The following is a 23,698-nucleotide window of genomic DNA, read 5'->3' as shown; positions in this document are numbered from 1 at the left end:
TATCTATCTATGCATTTGAAAATGCACGTGAAGATGATGTGATTTCTGCCGATACAGGCGTGAATCATGAGTTTTATACCGGGAGCGTTGGGCATACGTTGGTGCTGTCTGGTTCGGCGTACCGCGCAGAGCTTGGAAATGCGTATGAAATGACAGGGCGCACGGATGCAGGTTCGCTTTCAGATTACACCCAACTCGATAATAATTTGGAAGTTTTATATAGCGGCGGTGATTTAGATGATCCTGTCGTGACGCAAAAAGATAAGTATGCCAGCATTGCCTTGACCGATACCTTGTCTATGTTTGATGATCAGGTGAAATTTACCTTAGGCGGACGTTATCAGCGCATTGATATTACAAGCTATGATAATGATGGCAAAAATGGCACGCGCTATGCTAAAAATGAGTTCACGCCATTTACTGGGCTTATCTACCAACCATCTCTAGATTGGACGCTTTATGCAAACTACGCGGAAGCATTAGTGCCGGGTGATACCGCCTCTGATACCAATAATGGCTTGCCAGTAACCAATGCTAGGGAAGTCATGGATCCGCTGCGCTCAAAGCAATATGAAGTTGGCGCAAAATACGATAATGGTCAGTTTGGCGGCGTTGTGAGTCTGTTCCAGATCAGCAAGCCAAGCTATCGCTATACATCTGATAATACTTATACCGATAATGGTGAGCAGCGTAACCGCGGGATTGAGTTAACCGGTTTTGGTCAAGTCTATGATCAAGTTAAAGTGATCGGTGGCTTTGCCTTGATTGATGCGGAGCTTGTGAAAACGGAAGACGGTTTAGCGGATGGTAAAACAGCGATTGGTGTGCCAAAAGTGACGGCAAACCTAAACCTTGAGTGGGTAACCCCGTTTGTTGATGGCTTAACCCTTGAAGGGCGTAGTATCTACACGGACTCACAATATACAGATGAAGACAACGAGTATAAGATCCCATCTTGGGTACGTTTTGATTTAGGTGCGCGTTATGAAACTATGCTAGATCAAAGACCTTTAACTTTACGTGCGCGTGTTGAAAATGTGGCAGATAAAGATTATTGGGCATCATCTGGTGGTTATCCGGGCAGCAGCTATTTGATCCAAGGTTCACCACGAACTTTCATCATTTCAGCAAGTTATGATTTTTAATCAGGTGATTTAATACATTTGAATCATAAAGAGGTAGCAGTTTATGTCTACCTCTTTTTTTTAGGCTAGCTTGTCTTTAGTTGGATCCCATCGGGCCATTTATGGATAGGGGATTAGCGTTTGGTTCGCAATCGATAGTCGATTGAAAAACGCCCAGCGCCAGAAATTAGAAACATGACAAAGCAAGCAAGTATCAGAAGCTGGAATGACATTCCTTTAAACCCTTGATCTAAGTGGGCTGTAATGATTGCGATGATCATAATAATGATGCCATTTAGTGCTGCTAAGCGAGTAAGGAAACCTAACCCAATCAAGATGCCGCCGATAAGCTCTCCACATGCAGCTAAATAAGCCAGTAATAATGCAGGCTCTAAGCCTTTTGATGCAAAAAAGGCGACTGTAGCGTCAATTCCTGTGAGCTTTTGGTAACCATGATAAATGAAAATTATGGCTAACATCATTCTTACGACTAATTCAGATAAATCTGTTGAGCCACGCTTTAACATATAAAAGAACATTTTCTTCCTATCCATTTTAAGGTTCAAACTTAATGTTTCTGTCGCCAACATAGCAACAATTATATTAGATACTAGAGAACTATCTTGGATCATCAATTGTGACAAACTAATTCTCCTCTATATATCAGGCGCGTAAACTAGCATAGAAAAGCTTGGTTAATGAATAGCTTATAAGGGTGATTGTTGGTTTTTTGGGTTATATTTCATATAACTGGCTTGGCTGAAATTAAACTATCCATTTTGGCAATGCATGGTAAGCGGTGAGTATGGCATAGGATCACATCCCTGTGACACAAATCACGTTAATTTCCAGTTATACCCACCTATAAAGTATAAGAAAGTTTTGAAATTTTTACCATTTATCATACAATAAGATTAAACTGGCGTTTTACTTGTGAAAGGTAAGGGTACTTGCATGTTTTTTTGCAATCCACACAAGTTAGATCAGGATTAAATTTATAGATCACCAATAACGTTATTTATTGTATAAAGGAAATTACATGACCACCTCATCAGAAGCTCTTGATGCGATCCGCAAAATCAAGCTTGAAAATGACACTTCAGCGGGTAACCTTGTTGACTTAATGCCAATCGAAGTACAAAAACGTGACGTCGATTTATCTTTCTTAGATAACCTAGGCCACGCACGTCCTCGCTTACTTCTTCAATCAGAACAACTTGTTGAATTCAAAGAAAAAGTAAAAGAAGATGCTTCATATTGCATGTTTGATGCATTCTTGAAGAATTCGACTGAGAAATTCTTAGATACAGCACCTTACGACGAGCCAAAGCCATATCCTGAAGAAACAGTGGGCAAGGCATCATTGTGGCGTCCTTACTGGCGTCAAATGTATGTAGATTGCCAAATGGCGATGAACGCAACACGTAACCTAGCGATTGCTGGTGTTGTGCTTGATGATGCAGACATGATTGCCAAAGCAAAAGCATGGACACTAAAACTTGCAACTTATGATCCAGATGGCGTTACATCTCGTGGTTATAACGATGAAGCAGCGTTCCGCGTGATTGCAGCAATGGCTTGGGGTTATGACTGGCTAAACGAGCACTTCACAGACGAAGAGCGTGAAACAGTGAAAACTGCGCTTATCACGCGTCTTGATGAAATCATGCATCACCTAAAAGTGACAGTTGATTTACTTGCTAACCCACTTAACAGCCACGGCGTTCGTTCAATTTCATCTGCAGTGGTTCCAACTTGTATCGCGCTTTATCACGATCACCCGAAAGCTGGCGAATACCTAGCTTATTCAATGGAATACTACGCAGTACACTACCCACCATGGGGCGGTGAAGACGGCGGTTGGGCAGAAGGTCCGGATTACTGGAACACCCAAATGGCTTTCCTAGGTGAAGCATTCGACCTAATGAAGAGCTACACTGGCGTTAATCTATTTAACAAGACTTTCTATGAGAACACAGGTGATTTCCCGCTTTATTGCATGCCTGTTCACTCAAAACGCGCAAGTTTCTGTGACCAATCATCAATCGGTGATTACCCAGGTCTAAAACTAGCTTATAACATCAAGCACTATGCAGGCATCAACCAACGTCCTGAATATGTTTGGTATTACAACCAGTTAAAAGCTCGTGATACACAAGCGCACACTAAATTCTACAACTTCGGTTGGTGGGACTTTGGTTATGACGATCTTCGTTTCAACATTCTTTGGGATGCACCAGAAGAAAAGGCGCCATCAAATGAGCCGCTACTTAAAGTTTTCCCAATCACAGGTTGGGCAGCATTCCACAACAAGATGACTGAGCGTGAAGAGCATGTACATATGGTCTTCAAATGTAGCCCATTTGGTTCAATCAGCCACTCACACGGTGACCAAAACGCATTCACCTTGCATGCATTTGGTGAAACACTAGCGAGCATCACAGGTTACTACGGCGGTTTCGGTGTGGATATGCACACGAAATGGCGTCGTCAGACCTTCTCTAAAAACTTGCCTCTATTTGGCGGCAAAGGCCAATACGGCGAGAACAAAAATACAGGTTTTGCGGATCACCAAGATCGCTTCTGTATCGAAGCTGGCGGTAACATCTCAGATTTCGACACTGAATCAGATGTGAAATTTGTTGAAGGTGACGCGACTGCTTCTTATAAATACTTTGTGCCTGAGCTAGAGTCTTATAAGCGTAAAATCTGGTTTGTGAAAGGCCAAGTATTTGTGATTCAAGACAAAGCAACGCTAACTGAAGAGAAAGATCTGACTTGGCTAATGCACACCACATTTACCAATGAAGTAGCAGACAAAGCATTCACTATCCGTGGTGAAAAAGCGCATCTTGATGTGAGCTTTATCAATGCTGCGGCAGACAACATCACTTCAATTGAAAATGTTGAAGGCTTTGGCGAGGTTGATCCTGCTGAGTATGAAGGTCTTGAAATCCACCGTCACGTGGAAGTGTCATTTAAACCTTCAAAAGATCACAACATCCTAACGTTGCTTGTGCCAAACAAAAACACTGGCAAAGCGCTAGAAGTTTCTCATGAAGTCAAAGGCGACACGCTTGTATTGACTGTTGATGGCGAAACCGTTGAGATTGCTTTATAAGTTTTGCAGATAATCTAACATTAAGTTAATGTGAATTATCTTATATTGAAAACCCACAGTTTGAATTTTCAGGCTGTGGGTTTTTTGTAAGTTTTTGATATAGAATATAATATTTAAATGTGGAAAAAGGATCACTGATGTATAAAGATTTTAGCGCTGAGTTGCAATGGGCAGCCAAACATATGACACGTACGCATGCAGCCTTAGCGCAATTACCTGATTTAAGCCATGTGCGCTTAGCGTGTAACATGCACTTGGACTTAAAAATGGCGCCGCTTGTTGAAGGGCTTTTAAACAAGGGTGCACAGGTATTTTTAACCACATGTAATCCAACCACAGTCCAAGATGATGTGGTCAAATATCTCACTAGCAAAGGTGCAACGGCGCATGCATGGCGTGATATGAGCGATGAAGATTGGTCGAAATCTTTTGATTTAGCTTTGGATTGGCAGCCAACGCATCTATGTGAAATGGGCGCAGATCTGACGACGCGTTTACACGAATCAAACCGCGAGTTAAATATTATTGCAGGGCTTGAAGCAACAGGCTCTGGGATCAGCCGTTTAGGCGGCGTCACGCCAAATTATCCAATCTTCAACTGGGATGACTTACCGGTAAAAGAGGGTTTGCATAACCGCCATATGGTGGGCTTAACCGCGTGGCATACTTTTTTCCAAACCACGCATTTAACCTTGCATGAGAAAGTGGTTGTCGTGATTGGTTATGGTTTGGTTGGGCAAGGCGTTGCCGCTGCAGCCAAAGCTTATGGCGGACAAGTGCAAGTTGTTGAGCTTGATCCGGCGCGCGCGCTACAAGCGAAATATGACGGCTGGCCTGTGGTGGATTTAGACAAAGCGATGACGGATGCAGATGTGATTGCAACCGCAACTGGTGCGTATGATGTGGTTAGTAAGCGCCACCTTGACGCTGCCAAAGATGGCACCTTTGTATTAAATGTTGGTCATGTGGCAAAAGAGATTGATGTGCCATACCTCAAACAAACCGCCAGCCACAGCTTACCTATGCCGTATGTCGATGCTTACACTTGGAATGATAAAACCTTGTATCTGATGGCAGATGGTTCGATGCTAAACCTAACCGCAGGTTATGGCGATAGCCTCAATGCGTTTGATGTGACGCTCGCTGTGATGGCAAGTGGTATTGGGCATATTGTTGGCGAAGGCGCAAACAGTGACAATGGCTTGTATCTATTACCTGAGTCAGCTTGGAAGTCGGCGTTATAAGAACTCACTTCTTAGTTTAGCTAGAGAATATATCGTCATATAAACCTACAGTTTGAGTGATCAGGCTGTAGGTTTTTTATTATCTAACTCTAAATGAATTGAGAATATACTCTTTGAGTAAAGCAACGCTATTTCATCTTTAAAAATAAAGGCTATATCACAAGTTATATATAGAATTATGAAATAGAAATTAGATTATTTAACTAAGTTCAGGTTTTTATTTAAATGTAATTATTTTTATATTTTAACGCTAAGCCTATTTTGTAATTTCAACTAGATTTATGTATGAAGCATAAGCACGGAATGAATGAAGAAAAGGGTGAATATATGAAATATATATTATGTATTTTTATGTTTGTTATTTCTATGACTGTCAACGCAGATCCAGTTGTGTTTGGTTTAGAAATAGGCAAGACCACGGAGCAAGAGTTACTGCAAAAGTACCACAGTGCAAAGTATCAAGGTGTGAATCTATATACAGAAGGTAAACAGTATAAGGTATCGGCTCAAGGTATCCAGTTTAAAGGGCTACAAGAAATTAATGTATTTTTAGACCCAAGTGGAACCATAGTCGGCGTAATGGCTACTTTAAGTAAAGATAGATTTAATGACATCCACCATTCCCTTTCTAATAAATATACTTTAATTAAAGAAAACATTCCTTTTGTTGGGAATAAATCTGCCCATTATAAAGAAGGGGGAAGTGAGATTATTATTGAAGCGCCACATTTGAGTTTTGAATTAGACTTAATTTATTTTAAATCAGAGATGTGGCAAAAAATAAATGCAATGCAACGTGAAGAAGAAAGACAAAAGGCTTCAGCAGAGGCTTCAATGTTGTGATCAGATTATAGGAAGAGAGGATGAAAAATTTTACGGCATTTGTTTTTTGTATACTTATGATAGTCACATCTAATTCATTTGCGGCATTTGGTTTTAATAGCGTCAAGCAAGAAAGCATCTGTGCTTTTAGCGAGGCGAATCAGGCGAGTAGCAAATGCAAGGAGGGTGATGTTGCGTTATGGACGCCGAACACATTCGGAAATGAGCAGTTACCTTTGTATTATATTGCAGCATTTTGTGACTATGAAGCTCCGATTATGCATACAGTCGGAGGTGTCACTTGTATATTTACGAGAAAGCGTCAGCACCAATGGAGTGAATTTGGTATCACTACAGATCAATAATATAGGGCAACAAAAACAAAGCCCGTAACCTAATATAAAACGCATATCAGGTTATGGGCTAAGTATTAGAACAAGTTTGTAAGCCTTAGTAACTCATTTCAGCTTCTGTTTGTCCTGCCCCATCTGCGCCGATTTCAATTTTCTCAATCCGCACGGCAGAGACCTTAAACTCAGGGATCTTGGCATAAGGATCAAGCGCAGGGTTGGTTAAGCGGTTGGCTGGCGCCTCGACAAAGTGGAAGGGCACAGAAACCACACCTTCTTGGATACGTTTGGTGACAAAGGCTGCAATTTCAATTTCACCACGACGGCTAATTAATTTCAGCATTTCACCATTTTTCAGCCCAAGACGCTCGGCATCTTGCACACTTATCATTGCGCGCGCTTTGGCTAAGTTATCCAAACCTTGGGTTTTACGCGTCATACTGCCGGTGTGGAACTGCCCCAATAAGCGCCCAGTCGTCAGCGTGAGTGGGAACTCGTCATCTGGCAACTCAGCCGCATATTTAAAGCTGGTTGGAATAAAGCGTCCTTTACCACGCACTATGCCTTTTTGGTGCATCAGTCTGGTGCCGTCAGGGTTGGCTTCATTACATGGCCATTGTAAGCTGCCTTTAGATAGACGATCCCAAGTCATATACGCATATTGCGGCGTCACTTGGTTTATCTCAGCAGTAATATCTTGAATGCTTTGATAATTCCAACCGCCACCCATGGCATTAGCAATATCTTGGATGATGCGCCAATCTTCTCTTGCCAAACCCGGTGGTTTCACGGCAGGGTTTAAACGTTGCACGCGACGTTCAGTATTGGTGAAGTGGCCGGTTTTTTCTGCAAAAGAGAAAGCGGGCAACACCACATCTGCATACTGGGCGGTTTCAGTTAAGAAAATATCTTGCACCACTAAGAAATCCAGCGTTTCAAGGCCGTGGATCACATGAGTTTGATCCGGATCGCTGAGCACTGGGTTTTCACCCATCACAAATAGGCCACGAATGCTTTTTGCGCAAGCGCCATCAATGATCTCAGTTAAGGTTAAGCCTTTTTGATCAGAAAGATGTGGTGCATTCCAAGCTTTCACAAACTTCGCATGCACATCAGGGTTAACCACTTTTTGATAACCTGGGAAGTCGGATGGCAATGCGCCCATATCACACGCACCTTGCACATTGGACTGACCACGCAGTGGGTTGATGCCTGCGCCTTCAATGCCAATGTTGCCACATAAAAGCTGCAAGTTTGAAATCGACACAACATTATCATGCCCAGTGGTATGTTGGGTGATCCCCATTGCATAATAAACCCCTGTGCGTTTTGCTGTGCCTATCATTTCTGCCATTTTGGCAATATCTTGCTCAGGCACGCCAGTGACAAGGGCAACTTTATCAATCGCATACTCAGGTTTTAAGATTTCAGCACGCAGCGCGTCATAATCTTCCGTATTGGCTTTGATATAGGCATCGTCTTGCCAGTTATTGAGCAAGATTTGTTGCATAATGCCGTTTAGAAGCATCACATCTGTGCCCGGGCGCTGCTTCACATGAAGCTCGGCATGTTGGGTGATCTCAATCTGACGCGGATCGGCAACGACTAAACGTGCACCATGATGGCGAATCGCCTGCTTGATGTGTGAGGCAATGATTGGGTGCGCCGAAGTTGTGTCTGAGCCAATAATAAAGATCAGATCCGAATGGGCAATACTTGGAATATCATTGGTCATCGCGCCACTGCCAAGGGTGGCTTCAAGTCCGGTTACTGTGCTCGAGTGACAAAGACGCGCGCAGTGATCGACATTATTGGTGCCAAATTCACGGCGGATAAGCTTTTGGAAGACAAAATTATCTTCATTGGTGGTTTTAGCAGAGGAGAAACCTGCCAAGCTATCGCTACCAAATTCTTGTTTAATATGCGTAAATTTGTCTGCAATTAGCTGTATCGCTTCTTCCCAAGAGGCAGGCGTTAATTCGCCATTTTTGCGAATAAGCGGCGTCGTTAAACGCTCTTCGCTATTAATAAAGTCAAACCCAAAACGGCCTTTCACACACAGCATGCCTTGGTTGACGGGTGAATCTGCGCCTTGCACATACCGCACCTTGTTTGTGGTTTGATCAACAAAGAATTTCAGCTTACAACCAACCCCACAATAGGTACAAATGGTATCGACAGGAGTGAGCATCTCGATTCGACTTTCTGCTTTGTCGCGCGCATCGGTAAGTGCACCGGTCGGACATGCTTGAACGCACAAGCCACATTGGACGCAGTTTGAATCCCCCATTTGCTCACAGCCGTTGGCGCCAAAACCTGCGCGCATTTCAGGGCGTAGCATCGGGGTGCCATCGATATTTTTCAAAAAGCTCAACACGCCATGCACGCCCGACTCATTACAGGCTTGGACACATTGACCGCAACTGATACAGCGGTTAGCGTCAAAGGTAATAAACTCTGAGCTGGTATCAATCGCAAATTTTTGCTGCATCGACTTATCTAACGCATCATCAATGACGCCGTATTCGCTGCCATAATCACGCAGCTTACAATCGGTATTGGCTTGGCAACCGCACTCAAGGCAGCGCGCAGCTTCTCGCATGGCATCTGCATTATCAAAGCCAGTTTCGACTTCTTCAAAACTAAACTCACGTTGCTCTGTGGTAAGCTCAGGCATGATCACGCGGGCAACTTTTTGAATACTCTCAAATTGTTTTGGATCTATGTGTTTGACTGATTTTTCTTTTTTCGAGTCATATTTTGGCGCAGGAATATGATCCATAGTGCCAGCAAAGAACTTATCAATCGCTTGCGCTGCAATGCGTCCATCGGCAATGGCTTCAATCGCAGTCGCAGGGCCGCGACGAAAATCACCGATACTAAAGATGTTTTCACTGCCAGTATGCATGGTCTTTTCATCGACCTCGGAAGTGTTCCAGCGCGACAGCGGGATCTGCAAATCTTCGCCTTCTAAGAAGCTCAAATCCGGCTTTTGCGAAACCGCCGCAATCACAGTATCAAACTCTTGAATAATATATTCACCGGTCGGCTCAGGGCGGCGGCGACCAGAGGCATCCGCTTCACCCAGCTGCATTTTTTCAAGTTTCACTTGGCAAACGCGGCCATTGCTATCGGCAATATTTTCAACCGGATTAGTAAGCATTAAAAACTTCACACCTTCATGCTCAGCTTCATCAATTTCATATTCTTCAGCTGGCATTTCTGCGCGGGTGCGGCGATAAATAATAGTCGTTTCGGCGCCATCACGAACCGCTGTTCGCGCGCAGTCAATCGCCGTGTTACCGCCCCCAATGACGGCAACTTTTTTACCGGTCAAAAAGCGTTTATCCGTGACATAATCTTTCAGGTAATCAACACCTAAATAGCAGCCATCAAGCTCTGATCCTGTGTAGTTCATTTCTACCGCAAGCGAAGCGCCTACCGCAAGACATACGGCGTCATAGTTTTGGCTCAGCTCAGTTAAACTAAAGTCTTCACCTAGCTTTTTGTTGACTTCAATTTGCATGCCGTTGCGACACATCAATTCAACTTCTTTATCTAGAATATCTTTTGGCAAGCGGTACTCAGGAATGCCATAACGCAGCCAGCCGCCTGTTTTGGGCATGGCTTCAAAGACTTTTACTTCGTAGCCTTCATTTGAAAGATAATAACCACAAGTTAAACCACCCGGGCCACTGCCAATAATCGCAATGCGCTTGCCTTTGTCAGCCTTGCGCGGCGGCACATAGGATTCACTCGCTTTTAAATCTGCATCCGCAGCATGACGTTTGAGTTGGCGAATCGCAATGGACTCATCGACCACTGAGCGGCGACACTCTGCTTCACAAAATGCAGGGCACACACGACCAATTGATAATGGCATTGGCAAAGTGCGTTTGACGACTTCAATGGCTTTTTGGTGATCATTTTGCGAAATATGATACAGATACGATTGAATATCGACGTTAGCAGGGCAGGCGACTTTACATGGCGCTTCGCAATCTGCGTAGTGATCAGAAAGGATCTTTTGCAATGCTTGTTTACGATGCGCAGATAACTTTTCTGATTCTGTGACAACATTTAAGCCTTCTTGGACTTCAAGCTCACACGCGCGCGCTGTCCCGCCATCACTTAATTCGACGCGGCATAAATCACAAGCAATTTTTTCAGCTTGTGTATTGAGGCCACATAAAGAAGGGATTTCAATATGTTGTGATTTTGCAGCGTTTAAAAGGTTTTGCTCACCTTCGACGCTGTAGGTTTGACCATTTATGATGATATTCATGATATCTGCTCTCATTGCTTCATGCTCGGCATTGTACGTCGCACCCTTGGAAGCATGGCTCCAATCAGTGTGAGTCGCGGCTTATTATATTTATGTCAATCTATCAACTGATTATCATGCATCTAAAATAGCAAACTATGATCTCATACAATAAAAGGGAGGGTTTTAGGTTGGACCAGTCTAAGCCTTGGTAAAATATCGAGCGAGTTAACACTTTTATTGTTTGAATTATAATCAAAAGGTCAATTTGTAGGCAGTTCATATCAAATAATGGATGTGGAGCAATAAAATTTTCACTTTATATTTTAGTAATTTTGTATTACATTTGAATAAAGTAGATGGAAGATAAAACAAGGTTTCATAAATTATTTTCCTAAATTAATAGATTTATTCATAAATATGCTATGCGTCACATAAATTTACCTTTTTTATGCATCAAACATTGCGTAAAGCGTGAGGAATGTTTAGTATTCACAGTGTAAAAGCATATAATAATACAATAGGAGTTAAAGATATGTCTAAACCAGTCATCGGTTTTATTGGCCTTGGTCTTATGGGCGGCAACATGGTTGAAAACCTGCAAAAGCGCGGCTATGAACTGAATGTTATGGATCTTAACAAGGATGCTGTGGCTGCTTGTGTTGCACGTGGTGCAAAAGAAGCAACTAGCCCTAAAGAACTTGCAGCTGCAAGTGACATCGTAATGTTTTGCCTAACAACTTCTGAAGTTGTAGAAAAAATCGTTTACGGTGAAAACGGTATCCTAGAAGGCATTAAAGAAGGCGCAGTTGTAATCGACTTCGGTACTTCTATCCCAGCTTCAACTCGCAAAATCGGTGCTGACCTTGCAGCGAAAGGCGCAGGCATGATCGATGCTCCTCTTGGCCGTACTCCTGCACACGCTAAAGATGGTCTTCTAAACATCATGGCTGCTGGTGATATCGAAACATTCAACAAAGTTAAGCCTGTTCTTGACGAGCAAGGCGAGAATGTTTTCCACCTTGGTGAGCTAGGTGCTGGTCACACAACTAAACTTGTGAACAACTTCATGGGTATGACAACTGTATGTGCAATGTCTCAAGCATTCGCTGTTGCAGACCGCGCTGGTGTTGATCGTCAACAACTTTTCGAAATCATGTCTACTGGTCCTTCGAACTCTCCATTCATGCACTTCTGCAAAAACTACGCAGTTGACGGTGTGAGCGACCTTGGTTTCTCAATTGCTAACGCAAACAAAGACCTTGGCTACTTCCTAAAAATGGTTGAAGATCTAGGTACTCGTGCACAAATCGCTGAAGGTACTTCTGCTAACCTTCAAGCTGCATTTGATGAAGGTATGGGTAACGGTAACGTTCCTGAAATCTTCGATTATTTCCTAAAGCTAAACAAATAATCTAAGACTTCATCTTATTGAAGAATAAATAAAACCCGAGTGAGTGGATTCATGGTTCCACTGACTTGGGTTTTTTTGTATTATAAGAAAAATTTATTTACTCATCACTTTAAACTAAAAAGCACCAAGATATTGATTCAAATACCTTGATGCTGCTGATGTTTATTTGGATTGGGTATAATTATTAGTGCGACAAATCTAATTTATAGAAGCTAACTTGTGCATAATCGCCTACTTCAATACCTTCATTTTTACAACCTACAACACCAACATTACATTGATTATAAGCGCCTGCTTTAAAGAAAAAGAAATCATTTTTATACCCAGAATCATATGGATTTCCTAAGTATTTACCTTTTCCTAAATCAATTGCAAAATGGCGTGTCACTGGCGTTTTATCATCTAAATTCTTCGCAAAATCTAGATACATAATGTCGCCAGAAACCTGTACATTATAACTAAATTTTTCACCTAGCTTGATGCCATCGGTTGGCTCTGCTTGACCAAAGCGTATTTTAGCTTTACCAAATACATCATGCGTCACATCAAGGCGTTTATTATAATCATCACCTAAGGCATTGTTTTCATAGCTCCAGTACACAGAGCCATACTCTTGATCGGGTAGTTTACGATAAAATATTTTTAACGGTTCGTTGGTGCCAGCGTGGATTTGTCCAATCACAACGGCAAAAGAATCATTATGTCTATGATCACCACTTTCACTTACATGATCAACCGCTAAGGTTGCGCTCATCTTGCCACCAATAGCACCAAATGTGTCTGCTTCTGGATGAGATGCTAATACAAAATTATTTTTGGGTTTATTTTCATCAATCTTAGAATCTTTTGCAATTACAGATTCACCTGAAATCACCTCATGTAATTCTGCACGCGCATTTTTGGAATTTGGTGTCGTCATCGCCATGTTTGGTGCTTTAAAAACCATAGCACCAGTTTGTGGGTCGGTATAAAACCAATCTTTTTGCTGATAGCCTTTATTGAGTTGTTCAAGTGAAATTTCCATGACTTGGCCAGCACGCTCAGGTTTAGTATCTTCCATCGGCAAAACCATTTTCCAATGCGATAAATCGAAATTCTCAGAAGGGGCTTTTTGCGGGTCTAGATCAGCGTAAGCAAATGTCGAGCATAAGGTTGGGACAAGAAATAGCATTATATTTTTGTTTTTCATCTGTATCTCCTTATTTGTAGGGTTATCATTATCTTATCGTTTAAAAAATCATTGTGTTATAATATTTCTGTATAACAGTTATTTACTGAATTTTTAAAAATAAGGACGACCTTATCTCTTTGCTCACGTGTAGCCAAAGAGTCTATCTTCGGGGACGACCCCAACTAAACGAAGAAAAGGGTTATTCTATGCCATGGTTTATTCTCATCTTAGCTGGTCTCTCAGAAGTCATCTGGGCCCTCGGGCTCAAATATTCTGAAGGTTTCAGTAAACTTATTCCAAGTATGATCACACTGACAAGCTTAGTCGTAAGCTTTGTGCTACTTGGTATTGCACTGCGTCATCTGCCACTTGGCGTAGCGTACGGGATCTGGGTTGGAATCGGAGCAATTGGTACTGCAATTGGTGGGATTTATCTTTTTGGTGAGTCAGTCAGTTTGCTTAAAATGGCGAGCTTAGGGCTAGTTGTTCTTGGAATTGCAGGCTTGAAATTGAGTGCGTAACTGAGCGTTGCTAAGATATAAGAATGTATGGGCCAATCGTTTTCAAAAAAGATTGAATACTTATTACTTTATTTTAAAAATATAATAATATCATTACGTTAGCATCTCATCCCAATTGATCCATATCACAAAGATCTTTGAAATACGTTAACAAGCTTCTAAAAAAATTATAATCTAACTAAAAGTAATACAATATTAATAATTAGTAATCCAATAACTAAGGTAGATAAAAATGTCTAAATCTTTCCCTCGTTCAAAAAGCTTGAAATTGGCGACATTAGCCTTAACGCTAGGCGCTGCTACAAATGTTTATGCGGCGGATGCACCATCTGATAAGTATGATCTAAAAGGTTGGACTATCAGTGTGCCCGTTGATGAAGATGGCGATGGCAAATCAGATCAAATCAAAGAAAAAGAACTATCAAATGGTTATGTTCATCCTAATTTCTTCTACCTTTCAGATGATGGTGGGATGGTTTTCAATGCGCCAGTAAAAGGTCCAAAAACATCTAAAAATACAACTTACACGCGCTCTGAGTTACGTGAGATGATCCGTCGTGGGGATACGCAATTTAAAACCCAAGGCGTCAATGGTAACAACTGGGTATTCTCAAGTGCGCCAAAAGAAGCGCAAGAGAAAGCAGGCGGTGTAGACGGCACACTAGACGCAACACTTAAAGTTGAACACGTAACGACAACAGGTGAAAACTGGCAGGTAGGGCGCGTTATTATCGGCCAAATTCACGCCAATGATGATGAACCTGTGCGTCTTTATTATCGCAAACTGCCAAACCATGAACACGGTTCAATCTATTTTGCCCACGAACCGCGTGAAGGCCATGGTGATGAGCAATGGTATGATATGATCGGCTCAAGAACACCAGACTATTTCAGCCAAGATAAAGAAGGTGTCGAGCCAAAAGATGGTATCAAACTAGGCGAGAAATTTAGCTACCGTATTGATGTAAAAGGCGATGCACTAACAGTGAGCATTATGCGCCCAGGAAAGCCAGATGTGGTGAAAACCGTTGATATGTCAAAATCTGGCTATAACGATCCAGACCAATACATGTACTTCAAAGCAGGCGTATACAACCAAAACAAAACTGGCCGAGCGGATGATTTTGCTGAAGCGACGTTTTATAAGATTGATGTAAAACATAATTAATTATACTCTTCATATTTGAAGCTGCAGCGGCGTTAACTGCGCTGCTTCGCCCGAATCACATATTGATATATGCTCATCGGGTCTCATCGCTTGTTGCCTTGCTGCAACTTCAACTATTTTGAGTATATACACTTGATTTTGAAGCTGCAGCGGTGTTAACTGCGCTGCTTCGCCCGAATCACATATTGATATATGCTCATCGGGTCTCATCGCTTGTTGCCTTACTGCAACTTCAACTATTTTGAGTATATAGGCTTGATATTTGAAGCTGCAGCGGCGTTAACTGCGCTGCTTCGCCCGAATCGCATAGTGATATAAATAAAAATGCCCAGTGAGGTTCCCATACTATTTGGGGCTCACTGGGCATTTTTGATTTTAGTAGTTTTCGCTTATCTATTGAACGAAAAGGTCTTATAGACGTCCGCCAACACCAATGCTAGGGTTCACATAGACAGGACCAACTTTAAATGGTACGCCAATATCTAGACTTGCATAAGGTGAGCATGATGCAAGCATCAGCGCAGTCGCAGCGATTATTACAATACGTTTTAAATGTCTCATTTCTTAATCTCCTGTACCACAAAGCCTGCACCTGCTGGGTCGCGCACAACGGCCACTGTGCCATTACGAACGGCTTCGTTTGGCGCCATTAATACAATCCCACCGTTGGCGGTGACTTTTGCAACGGTTGCATTCACATCATCGACTTTAATGTAGTTGACCCAAGCGGTTGGAATGTCTTGATTTGCATTTTTGACAAAACCAACTGCTGGTGTGTCATTAACACTTAAATAAGCATAGTCGTTTTCGCCAATGGTTTGAGTTTCTTGCTTATATGCGCCAAGTTGTTGATAAAAAGACTGGCTTTGCGCAATATCTTGACTCCAGACTTCTTGCCAGATCCAGTTGCCCGCTGTTTTAGGCAGCGGCGCAGGATCGCCTGAAACTGTATCTAACACAGAGAATACCGCGCCTTGTGGATCTTGCAATACAGCAATCTCACCACGACTTTTGAGCTCAGTTTTTTCGATTAAAGTTGTGCCGCCTGCCGCTTCAGATTTCGCAACAGTGGCATCTAAGTCCGCGCTTGAGAGCACAGGCAACCAATAGTTTGTTGTACTGTTGCTTGGCATGGTCGCCAAACCAGCAATATAGTTACCTTGGTAGGTAATCAGGCTATAGTCGCTGTTAACTTCTTGATATTCCCAACCAAATACATTGGTATAGAAAGGTTTAACTTTCTCTGGCGCAGTGGTTGCAAGGTCACGCCAAATCACAGTGCCTTCTGCTTTCGCTTGTGTATCGGCAAGTGCTGGCAAGCTAATGGAGGATGGCATGCTGCTACACGCAGTTAAGAAAAGAGCCATGGAGCCAATAACAGGAAGGCTTGTCCTTGTGGAAGCGGAGATCTTCATTTGTTCGTCCTTTTTGTTTAAGTGAGTACATTTGCCTCAAGTTTACCAAGTCAAAGTACATGCAGACTGATTATCTCTTTAAACAAGTGGTTAACGCAATCTTTCGGCGGATTATTTTACAATAAAAAAGCTGAGCACACTTTGCACTCAGCTTTAATCAATCATTTGATAGGTGGTGAAGTGAATTTACTTCGCTTCAAGTATCTCACGCTTACGCTTTTTCTCAGCACTTGCCATCACAAACCAAGTGATGAAAGTAAACAAAGACACCACGAGTAAAATCAAGCTCGCAATCGCGTTGATTTCAGGTTTTACGCCCAATCGCACCGATGAGAAAATCTCCATTGGCAATGTGGTTGCACCTGGGCCTGAGACAAAACTTGCCAAGACCAAATCATCTAACGACAAAGCAAACGCCATCATAAAGCCTGCAAGTAAAGAGGGCGCTATCATCGGCAAAGTGATTTGGAAAAAGACTTTCCAAGGTTTCGCGCCTAAATCCATTGCCGCTTCTTCAATCGATAAATCCAACTCACGCAAGCGCGAGGAAACAATCACCGCCACATAGCTTGAGGTAAAAGTGGTGTGCGCAATCCAAATGGTGAGCATACCACGTTCAACCGGCCAGCCAATTTGTTGATTCATCGCAACAAAAATCAATAGCAGGGACAAACCTGTGATCACCTCTGGCATCACAAGCGGCGCATTGACCATACCGCCCAAAAATAAACGACCACGAAATTTACCAAAACGTGTTAGTACAATCGCGGCAAGCGTGCCTAGCGCTACTGCGGCAATGCCAGTATAAAAGGCAATTTCTAGTGAGCGCCCAACCGCCGACATTAACTGCTTGTTTTCAAATAGATGGCTGTACCACTTGGTTGAAAACCCGCCCCAAACCGTCACCAGTTTTGAAGCATTAAATGAATACACCACCATTAAGATCATTGGGATATAAATAAAACTCAAGCCTGCAAGCAGCATGATGTTAGCAAACCCAAAACGTTTCATTTCTATTTCATTCCTTTTGCTTGTTGGTGATTAAACCACAAGATTGGCAACATCAAAAGAATCAACATGATCACCGCAAGTGATGCCGCAACGGGCCAGTCACGGTTGTTGAAGAACTCTTGCCATAACACTTTCCCTATCATCAGGGTGTCTGGACCGCCCAATAATTCAGGGATCACAAACTCACCGACAGCAGGGATAAATATCAACATGCAACCGGTTAAAATTGCATTTTTTGATAAAGGCACTGTCACTTGCCAAAAGGCGCTGGTGTGTTTGCAGCCCAAATCTGACGCCGCTTCCAACAAACTATGATCTTGTTTGACCAAGTTGGCGTATAAAGGCATCACCATAAAAGGTAAATAGGAATAGACAATCCCGATATATACCGCCAAATCTGTATTTAGGATTTCAAGCGGCGTATCAATAATATGTAAATATAATAAAACACTATTTAAAATCCCGTTTGAGCCCAAAATACCCATCCAAGCATAAACGCGAATTAAAATCGCCGTCCAAGTTGGCATCATGATGAGCAATAAAACCACAGCTTGTTTTTGTTTATTTAAACGGCTGATGGCATACGCCATTGGGTAGCCAATCAGCAAACAAGCTAAGGTGCTAATTGCCGCCATCTTAATCGAACTTAAATAAGCCTGAATATATAAGGAATCATCTGCTAACAGTTGATAATTACTCATATCAAGCACAATTGAGAGTTGTGAATCCACCCAAGAAATAATTTCTGAATAAGGTGGAATCGCAATTTCAGCTTGAGCAAAGCTTATTTTTAACACTATCACAAAAGGCAATAAGAAAAACACAAACAGCCATAACATTGGAATGCCAATAATTAGACGTCTGCCAAAGTGGCAAGAAAACTTTTCCCAAATAGGGTTAAAGATCCCGACACTCTTTTTCTTGATAGTTAGGCTATTCATGCGTGAAGTACCACACCACTTACGTCTTCCCAATACACAAAGACCTCATCTTGCCAAGTTGGTCTTTTGCCTAAACGCTCTGAGTTTGCCATGAAGGCTTGCACAATCTTGCCTGAAGGCAGTTGTACATGGTACACAGAGTGCCCACCTAAATACGCAATATCAAACACATGGCCGACGCTCCAGTTGAAGTTTTGATGCTCCAAGTCTTGCGGTTTTTGCGTGCTCATTAATAGTTTTTCAGGGCGCAGCGCAAAGGTCACTTGCTTGTTTTCAGCTTGGGATGAGATCCCGTGGCCGACATAAATTGGACGCTCTAAATCTGCGCAAGCTATGGTTGCATACGCCAGTTCATCTTCCACCAACTCGCCTTCAAACAAGTTTACATTACCAATAAACTGACACACCAAGCGATTGACCGGTGTTTCATACACATCCATCGGGCTACCAATTTGCTCAATGCAGCCAAGGTTCATGATTGCCACACGTTGCGCCATGGTCATGGCTTCTTCTTGATCATGGGTGACCATCACGCAGGTCACGCCAACGCTTTCGATGATCTCAACGAGTTCTAACTGCATTTGACTGCGCAGTTTTTTATCCAAAGCGCCCATCGGCTCATCCAATAGCAAAAGCTTAGGACGCTTAGCTAATGAACGCGCCAGTGCCACACGTTGACGCTGCCCACCAGAGAGTTGGTGCGGCTTACGTTTTGCATATTGGCTCATGTGCACAAGGTTGAGCATCTCGCTGACGCGCACTTTAATTTCTGCTTTTGGCATGCGATCTTGTTTAAGGCCAAAGGCAATATTTTGCTCCACCGTTAAATGCGGGAATAACGCATACGACTGAAACATCATATTAATTGGGCGCTCATACGCCGGCATATCTGTAATATCGACACCATCTAAGAAAATACGACCCTCAGTTGGGCGTTCAAAGCCAGCAAGCATACGCAACAAGGTTGATTTGCCTGAGCCGGATCCGCCAAGTAGGGCAAAGATCTCGCCTTGGGTGATTTCAAGCGAGACATTATCGACCGCCAAGGTATCATCAAATTGCTTGCTGACTTTTTTTACTTCAACAAGGACTTTCTTAGGTTTAGATTGACGTTCAAGGGCTTTTTGGTAAGCGCTGGAGGTCATGACCATGAGGTGTATTCCCTTATTTATACTCTTCATATTTGAAACTGCAGCGGCGTTAACTGTTCTGCGTCACCCTAGTCACATATTCTTATATGCTCCTAGGGATTCCTCGCTTGTTGCCTTGCTGCAATTCCAACTATTTTGAGTATATTGTTGTTAAATCATTTATCGGTTTTAACCAAAACTATGTAACTAGGACTCTGATGCGTCGCTAACGCAGTGGCAGCGTCAAGACTGAAGAGTCTTATTTGTCAGTTTTAATCTTAGTCCATGCACGAGTCATCACGCGTTGAACTTTCATTGGCAAATCAGCAATCGCATAAATCTTGCCCATGGTTTCAGCATCTGGATAAATGCCTTTGTTTTGAGCAATTTGCGGGTCAACCAAATCATTTGCCGCTTGGTTGCCATTGGCTGCTGTTACTTCATTGGTGATTTCAGCAATCACTTCTGGCTGCATTAAATAGTTCAAGAATGCGTGCGCCGCTTTTGGATTGGCTGCATCTTGTGGGATCGCCATCATGTCAAAATAACTGCCTGCACCTTCTTTTGGGATCACATATTGAATATGCACACCATTGTTTGCTTCTTGCGCGCGCGCCTGTGCAATGAACACATCATTTGAATAGCCAATCGCCACACAAGTATCGCCATTCGCTAAATCAGAAATATATTTAGATGAATGGAAATAACGAATATTCGGGCGAATTGATAAAAACAAATCTTGCGCCTTCTGAATATCCGCAGCATTTTGGCTTGCGGTATCCAGTTTTAAATAATTTAAAGCAATCGGTAGCACTTCTGTTGGTGAATCTAAGAAAGATACGCCACAGCTTTTTAATTTCTCAATGTTTTCAGGTTTAAAGACTAGATCCCATGAGTCAATCGGTGCATCTTCACCTAACACTGCTTTGACTTTATCGATATTTAGACCAATACCAATTGAACCCCATAAATATGGCATTGAATATTGGTTGTCAGTATCACTAACAGATAAAGTATTTAAAAGTTTTGGCTCTAAATTCTTCCAGTTCGGTAATTCATCTTTATTTAACTTTTGAAACACACCTGCACGAATTTGTTTCGCTAAAAATTGATTAGAAGGCACAACAATATCGTAGCCAGAGTGACCGGCTAATAATTTAGCTTCTAATACTTCGTTGCTATCAAATACATCGTAAACAACTTTAATACCGGTTTGTTTTTCGAAATTAGCAATAGTTTGCTCACCGATATAATTACTCCAGTTATAAACGTGAAGGGTATTCTCGTCCGCGTTTGCGAATGTTGGGACGAATAAAGTCGCTGCAACAGATGCTGCAACAAGAGAAATCACTTTCTTTGACATTTGGTTTGCCTTAAATATAAATCCCAGCTTTTGTGATGATTACAAAAATATAAGCGGGAAATGTTTATGCACACCAACCTAGCTTAGCGCCAGTATCTTCCTTCTAGACTCTGCCTTTTGGGGTTGAACTGATTTGGGTCAGGTTGAACTTTGATTTACAAAATAAATAAAATTCATCGACTTTCACTTGAATCTATCAAAGGTTAACTTGATTCAAGTTTTTGATTTGCAATGATATTTAATGAAATAAAAATACCACTGGTACTTTCTGCGAGAACAAATGCATCGTAGCATTTTTTTCATTTACGTCTAACAAAATAAATTTATAACAAAGATAAGAGAAATTTATCAAACACTGTTTTATATGTGCAGGGCTACAAAAAAAGCCCCTAACTTTATATGGCTAGAGGCTGTGAAGGTGAGTATATTGGAATGCACTTTACATGCATTTCGCCGCAAGAACTTGTTTCACCGCATCTTCTTTGACGCTTGTGGGGCCATCGATAAGAAGATCAGCACTGCGAAGATAATCACCCGAAACACGACAAAAATCATTGTCATCAATACGTTTGTAAAATTGTGGTTTGCAGCTAGTTTGATCGCAATACATTGAAGATTCAATCGCTACAACATTTTGATTAAGTGGATAAAACGCGATGTCATCACCACTATAGAAATTCAGTTTACCCTTATCTATATAGGTGTACTGAACCATTTCGTAATCACGTATAAATGTTTTATCGATCTCACTGAGAGTGGTAGAGTTCGTACTTGCATTGGTTGGACAGAGACTAAAACCTAATAAAGCTCTTGGGTTGAGACATAAGTCATCGCCATTGGTGTCTGCGGTATCAACACTATTGGTACAGGCAACAAGACCAAGTGTGAGCAGCAGAGCGAGACTTTTGATGCAAAATCGTACTTGGGTAGAAGCTAAACTTTTCATAACTCACCTCTTTTTCTGATTTATTCAATTTCATTATACCTGCTAGGTGGGTGAAATTTGTGATCACCATCACATCCATTGGTGAGTAAAATAGGACACACAAAATCACTAAAATAGTGTCGATTTGCAGTATAAAAAACAGACAGGTAAGGCTTTTGAGATGGGGCCATCACGCGAGAGAAAGATCAACCTCTAGTACGAAGAACCAGAGGCTTAAACATGAAAATGACGAAGTGTTACATACACTGCGCCGCAAGTACTTGTTTGATGGCATCTTCTTTAATCGATGTGCTCCCCTCTATGACGAGATCGGCTGAACGGATAAATTCACCCGGAACACGGCAGAAGTTCGTCTCATCAATACGTTTATAAAACTGTGGGGTGCAAGAGGTTTCATCACAATAAAGGGAAGATTCAATCGCGACGACATTTTTGTTGAGCGGATAAAATTTAATATCCTCACCACTGTAATATTTCAACACGCGATGATCCATAAAGGTATATTGCGCCATTTCGTAGTCACGAATAAATTGCTTATCGTGCTCACTAAGGTTGCTTGCGCTCGTATCAACATGCGCTGAGCAAGCGGTTAATAAAAGGGCGAAAATTAGTGTGAAAACCTTGGTTAGTTGTTTCATATATCACCTCATATTTTTATAACCTAGGTTCGATTATACCCAGTTGTAGGTAAGTAGGTCACAGATATTGTCTTATATATCAAGACAATTACCCCAAAAAGCAGAGAATTGTTAACTTGGGATCTAAACCCTATTACAATAATATATAAGTCAAAAACCTTGTGAGGAGTGGGACAAATCTGTTACCCTAAATAGGTAATAATTAACAATAAATAAAGGTTTGTTTTGAATAATCCTATTGCTTCACTTGTTGTTTGCTGTTTAGAACCATCCGAGCGCCAAATCATCCGCGTTCACGAGAAAACGTTTACCTCTCAAACTGATTTTGACAATGTCTGGGAAAAGATCCCCAACCACGAAACTGTTGGTGAATGGTTTGTTGATGCGTTTGATTCCAATGGTGGCATTTTGTCCTCCAAAAATATCCAATATCGTGAGGCGATGCAGCTCCTTTCACGCAAAATGTGATAAAATTTTTGCAATCTTAATGACTTGGAAAGCCTATGCGTCAAAGTCTTACCCTACGGGCCCCACAATTAACAGATAAAGCTGCATTTTTGAGCTTTTACCAAAATTACTTGGAAAATGACCCTGAAAATGTCAGCTTTCATACCCAAGGCTTTGAAGACTTTGACAAACATATCCAATTGATCCAATTTTTAAGCCGAGGGGAACACCTCCCCAAACATGCGGTTCCTACCACCCAACTCTGGGCGTTTAATGCTGCCGGCGAAATGGTCGGAAGTCTAAGTATTCGTCATCATATCAATAACTTGTATCTTGAGAACGAAGCAGGGCACATCGGCTATGATGTCGCGCCTAAGTTTCGGGGGCATGGTTATGCTAAGATTATGCTCAAGCTCGCTCGTCTTGAGATGAAAAAGATTGGTTTAGAAAAAGTCCTGATCACCTGCCAAGATAATAATATCGCCTCAAAAAAAGTCATTTTAGATAGTGGGGGGATTTATAGTCATACCATCATGGGGCGTGTCTGCCCTTATCCTATCTCGCATTACTGGTTAAATCTTTAGATATCCGCTATTGATCTCAAAACT

The 23,698-nt window shown here is 42.0% G+C and carries 21 protein-coding genes; 10 read left to right on the top strand and 11 right to left on the bottom strand.

Annotated elements, in window-relative coordinates:
• Positions 1 to 38 precede the first annotated feature (38 nt).
• On the top strand, positions 39 to 1,145 hold the full coding sequence (locus tag AC2VOY_RS11875) for a TonB-dependent receptor (protein ID WP_491833751.1): 1,107 nt from the start codon (positions 39 to 41) through the stop codon (positions 1,143 to 1,145).
• 113 nt (positions 1,146 to 1,258) lie between these two features.
• Here AC2VOY_RS11875 and AC2VOY_RS11870 read toward each other — a convergent pair whose 3' ends face one another.
• Positions 1,259 to 1,768, bottom strand: coding sequence for a DoxX family protein (locus tag AC2VOY_RS11870; protein WP_491833749.1), 510 nt, complete (start codon positions 1,766 to 1,768; stop codon positions 1,259 to 1,261).
• Between the two features lie 395 nt (positions 1,769 to 2,163).
• On the opposite strand from AC2VOY_RS11870, the gene AC2VOY_RS11865 reads away from it, so the two are divergent.
• From AC2VOY_RS11865 to AC2VOY_RS11850, 4 genes are all read left to right on the top strand, one after another.
• On the top strand, positions 2,164 to 4,245 hold the full coding sequence (locus AC2VOY_RS11865; RefSeq protein ID WP_491833747.1) for a DUF4962 domain-containing protein: 2,082 nt from the start codon (positions 2,164 to 2,166) through the stop codon (positions 4,243 to 4,245).
• 137 nt (positions 4,246 to 4,382) lie between these two features.
• Positions 4,383 to 5,489 (top strand): adenosylhomocysteinase, encoded by a 1,107-nt coding sequence (locus tag AC2VOY_RS11860; protein ID WP_491833745.1) that lies wholly within the window; start codon positions 4,383 to 4,385, stop codon positions 5,487 to 5,489.
• Positions 5,490 to 5,774: 285 nt separating this feature from the next.
• Positions 5,775 to 6,332, top strand: coding sequence for a hypothetical protein (locus tag AC2VOY_RS11855; protein WP_491833744.1), 558 nt, complete (start codon positions 5,775 to 5,777; stop codon positions 6,330 to 6,332).
• Between the two features lie 20 nt (positions 6,333 to 6,352).
• Positions 6,353 to 6,676: a hypothetical protein gene (locus AC2VOY_RS11850; RefSeq protein ID WP_491833742.1), complete on the top strand. Its 324-nt coding sequence runs from the start codon at positions 6,353 to 6,355 to the stop codon at positions 6,674 to 6,676.
• Between the two features lie 85 nt (positions 6,677 to 6,761).
• On the opposite strand, the gene fdhF is transcribed toward AC2VOY_RS11850, so the two are convergent.
• Positions 6,762 to 10,949, bottom strand: a complete 4,188-nt coding sequence (gene fdhF, locus AC2VOY_RS11845) for a formate dehydrogenase subunit alpha (RefSeq protein WP_491834125.1) — start codon at positions 10,947 to 10,949, stop codon at positions 6,762 to 6,764.
• Between the two features lie 457 nt (positions 10,950 to 11,406).
• On the opposite strand from fdhF, the gene AC2VOY_RS11840 reads away from it, so the two are divergent.
• The gene (locus AC2VOY_RS11840; protein WP_491833740.1) at positions 11,407 to 12,339 is read left to right on the top strand and encodes an NAD(P)-dependent oxidoreductase; all 933 of its coding nucleotides are present in this window, start codon (positions 11,407 to 11,409) and stop codon (positions 12,337 to 12,339) included.
• A gap of 184 nt (positions 12,340 to 12,523) precedes the next feature.
• Here the strand turns inward: AC2VOY_RS11840 and AC2VOY_RS11835 are convergent, their stop codons facing one another.
• Positions 12,524 to 13,528, bottom strand: a complete 1,005-nt coding sequence (locus AC2VOY_RS11835; RefSeq protein WP_491833738.1) for a polysaccharide lyase family 7 protein — start codon at positions 13,526 to 13,528, stop codon at positions 12,524 to 12,526.
• Between the two features lie 188 nt (positions 13,529 to 13,716).
• Here AC2VOY_RS11835 and sugE point away from each other — a divergent pair, with 188 nt between their 5' ends.
• Both sugE and AC2VOY_RS11825 read left to right on the top strand, forming a co-directional pair.
• Complete coding sequence (sugE, locus tag AC2VOY_RS11830; RefSeq protein WP_491833737.1) at positions 13,717 to 14,031, top strand: quaternary ammonium compound efflux SMR transporter SugE; 315 nt, start codon at positions 13,717 to 13,719, stop codon at positions 14,029 to 14,031.
• A gap of 232 nt (positions 14,032 to 14,263) precedes the next feature.
• A complete protein-coding gene (locus tag AC2VOY_RS11825; protein WP_491833736.1) occupies positions 14,264 to 15,199 on the top strand; it encodes a polysaccharide lyase family 7 protein in 936 nt (311 codons plus the stop codon).
• A 411-nt stretch (positions 15,200 to 15,610) separates the two neighbouring features.
• Here the strand turns inward: AC2VOY_RS11825 and AC2VOY_RS11820 are convergent, their stop codons facing one another.
• The 8 genes from AC2VOY_RS11820 to AC2VOY_RS11785 all read right to left on the bottom strand — a co-directional run bounded on the left by AC2VOY_RS11820 (position 15,611) and on the right by AC2VOY_RS11785 (position 22,643).
• Positions 15,611 to 15,760 (bottom strand): hypothetical protein, encoded by a 150-nt coding sequence (locus AC2VOY_RS11820; RefSeq protein WP_491833734.1) that lies wholly within the window; start codon positions 15,758 to 15,760, stop codon positions 15,611 to 15,613.
• The gene (locus AC2VOY_RS11815) at positions 15,757 to 16,614 is read right to left on the bottom strand and encodes a VOC family protein (RefSeq protein WP_491833732.1); all 858 of its coding nucleotides are present in this window, start codon (positions 16,612 to 16,614) and stop codon (positions 15,757 to 15,759) included. Before AC2VOY_RS11815 ends, AC2VOY_RS11820 begins: the two co-directional genes overlap by 4 nt.
• A 186-nt stretch (positions 16,615 to 16,800) precedes the next feature.
• Positions 16,801 to 17,625, bottom strand: coding sequence for an ABC transporter permease subunit (locus AC2VOY_RS11810; RefSeq protein WP_491833730.1), 825 nt, complete (start codon positions 17,623 to 17,625; stop codon positions 16,801 to 16,803).
• A gap of 2 nt (positions 17,626 to 17,627) precedes the next feature.
• Entirely contained in the window at positions 17,628 to 18,566 is a 939-nt protein-coding gene (locus AC2VOY_RS11805; protein WP_491833729.1) for an ABC transporter permease subunit, read from the bottom strand.
• A complete protein-coding gene (gene potA / locus AC2VOY_RS11800; protein ID WP_491833727.1) occupies positions 18,563 to 19,717 on the bottom strand; it encodes a polyamine ABC transporter ATP-binding protein in 1,155 nt (384 codons plus the stop codon). The genes AC2VOY_RS11805 and potA overlap by 4 nt, the downstream gene beginning before the upstream one ends.
• Before the next feature lie 238 nt (positions 19,718 to 19,955).
• A complete protein-coding gene (locus tag AC2VOY_RS11795) occupies positions 19,956 to 21,059 on the bottom strand; it encodes an extracellular solute-binding protein (RefSeq protein WP_491833725.1) in 1,104 nt (367 codons plus the stop codon).
• A 439-nt stretch (positions 21,060 to 21,498) separates the two neighbouring features.
• Positions 21,499 to 22,005, bottom strand: coding sequence for a hypothetical protein (locus tag AC2VOY_RS11790; protein WP_491833723.1), 507 nt, complete (start codon positions 22,003 to 22,005; stop codon positions 21,499 to 21,501).
• A 236-nt stretch (positions 22,006 to 22,241) separates the two neighbouring features.
• On the bottom strand, positions 22,242 to 22,643 hold the full coding sequence (locus tag AC2VOY_RS11785; RefSeq protein ID WP_491833721.1) for a hypothetical protein: 402 nt from the start codon (positions 22,641 to 22,643) through the stop codon (positions 22,242 to 22,244).
• A 225-nt stretch (positions 22,644 to 22,868) separates the two neighbouring features.
• On the opposite strand from AC2VOY_RS11785, the gene AC2VOY_RS11780 reads away from it, so the two are divergent.
• Both AC2VOY_RS11780 and AC2VOY_RS11775 read left to right on the top strand, forming a co-directional pair.
• On the top strand, positions 22,869 to 23,111 hold the full coding sequence (locus AC2VOY_RS11780) for a hypothetical protein (RefSeq protein WP_491833719.1): 243 nt from the start codon (positions 22,869 to 22,871) through the stop codon (positions 23,109 to 23,111).
• 35 nt (positions 23,112 to 23,146) lie between these two features.
• Positions 23,147 to 23,674: a GNAT family N-acetyltransferase gene (locus AC2VOY_RS11775; protein WP_491833717.1), complete on the top strand. Its 528-nt coding sequence runs from the start codon at positions 23,147 to 23,149 to the stop codon at positions 23,672 to 23,674.
• Positions 23,675 to 23,698: the final 24 nt, after the last annotated feature.

Source organism: Vibrio sp. KMM 9700, from assembly GCF_058545285.1.
The sequence above is the reverse complement of the archived record's forward strand: the minus strand, read 5'-3'. Positions and strand labels throughout refer to the sequence as shown.

What these genes read in the sequence shown, in the direction of transcription:
- sugE (WP_491833737.1), top strand. Translation starts at nt 13,717, where the DNA reads ATGCCATGGTTTATTCTCATCTTAGCTGGTCTCTCAGAAGTCATCTGG.
- AC2VOY_RS11790 (WP_491833723.1), bottom strand. Translation starts at nt 22,005, where the DNA reads ATGAAAAGTTTAGCTTCTACCCAAGTACGATTTTGCATCAAAAGTCTC.
- AC2VOY_RS11840 (WP_491833740.1), top strand. Translation starts at nt 11,407, where the DNA reads ATGTTTAGTATTCACAGTGTAAAAGCATATAATAATACAATAGGAGTT.
- AC2VOY_RS11865 (WP_491833747.1), top strand. Translation starts at nt 2,164, where the DNA reads ATGACCACCTCATCAGAAGCTCTTGATGCGATCCGCAAAATCAAGCTT.
- AC2VOY_RS11785 (WP_491833721.1), bottom strand. Translation starts at nt 22,643, where the DNA reads ATGAAACAACTAACCAAGGTTTTCACACTAATTTTCGCCCTTTTATTA.
- AC2VOY_RS11850 (WP_491833742.1), top strand. Translation starts at nt 6,353, where the DNA reads ATGAAAAATTTTACGGCATTTGTTTTTTGTATACTTATGATAGTCACA.
- AC2VOY_RS11860 (WP_491833745.1), top strand. Translation starts at nt 4,383, where the DNA reads ATGTATAAAGATTTTAGCGCTGAGTTGCAATGGGCAGCCAAACATATG.
- AC2VOY_RS11805 (WP_491833729.1), bottom strand. Translation starts at nt 18,566, where the DNA reads ATGAATAGCCTAACTATCAAGAAAAAGAGTGTCGGGATCTTTAACCCT.
- potA (WP_491833727.1), bottom strand. Translation starts at nt 19,717, where the DNA reads ATGGTCATGACCTCCAGCGCTTACCAAAAAGCCCTTGAACGTCAATCT.
- AC2VOY_RS11810 (WP_491833730.1), bottom strand. Translation starts at nt 17,625, where the DNA reads ATGAAACGTTTTGGGTTTGCTAACATCATGCTGCTTGCAGGCTTGAGT.
- AC2VOY_RS11775 (WP_491833717.1), top strand. Translation starts at nt 23,147, where the DNA reads ATGCGTCAAAGTCTTACCCTACGGGCCCCACAATTAACAGATAAAGCT.
- AC2VOY_RS11825 (WP_491833736.1), top strand. Translation starts at nt 14,264, where the DNA reads ATGTCTAAATCTTTCCCTCGTTCAAAAAGCTTGAAATTGGCGACATTA.
- AC2VOY_RS11820 (WP_491833734.1), bottom strand. Translation starts at nt 15,760, where the DNA reads ATGAGACATTTAAAACGTATTGTAATAATCGCTGCGACTGCGCTGATG.
- AC2VOY_RS11795 (WP_491833725.1), bottom strand. Translation starts at nt 21,059, where the DNA reads ATGTCAAAGAAAGTGATTTCTCTTGTTGCAGCATCTGTTGCAGCGACT.
- AC2VOY_RS11815 (WP_491833732.1), bottom strand. Translation starts at nt 16,614, where the DNA reads ATGAAGATCTCCGCTTCCACAAGGACAAGCCTTCCTGTTATTGGCTCC.
- AC2VOY_RS11855 (WP_491833744.1), top strand. Translation starts at nt 5,775, where the DNA reads ATGAAGCATAAGCACGGAATGAATGAAGAAAAGGGTGAATATATGAAA.
- AC2VOY_RS11835 (WP_491833738.1), bottom strand. Translation starts at nt 13,528, where the DNA reads ATGAAAAACAAAAATATAATGCTATTTCTTGTCCCAACCTTATGCTCG.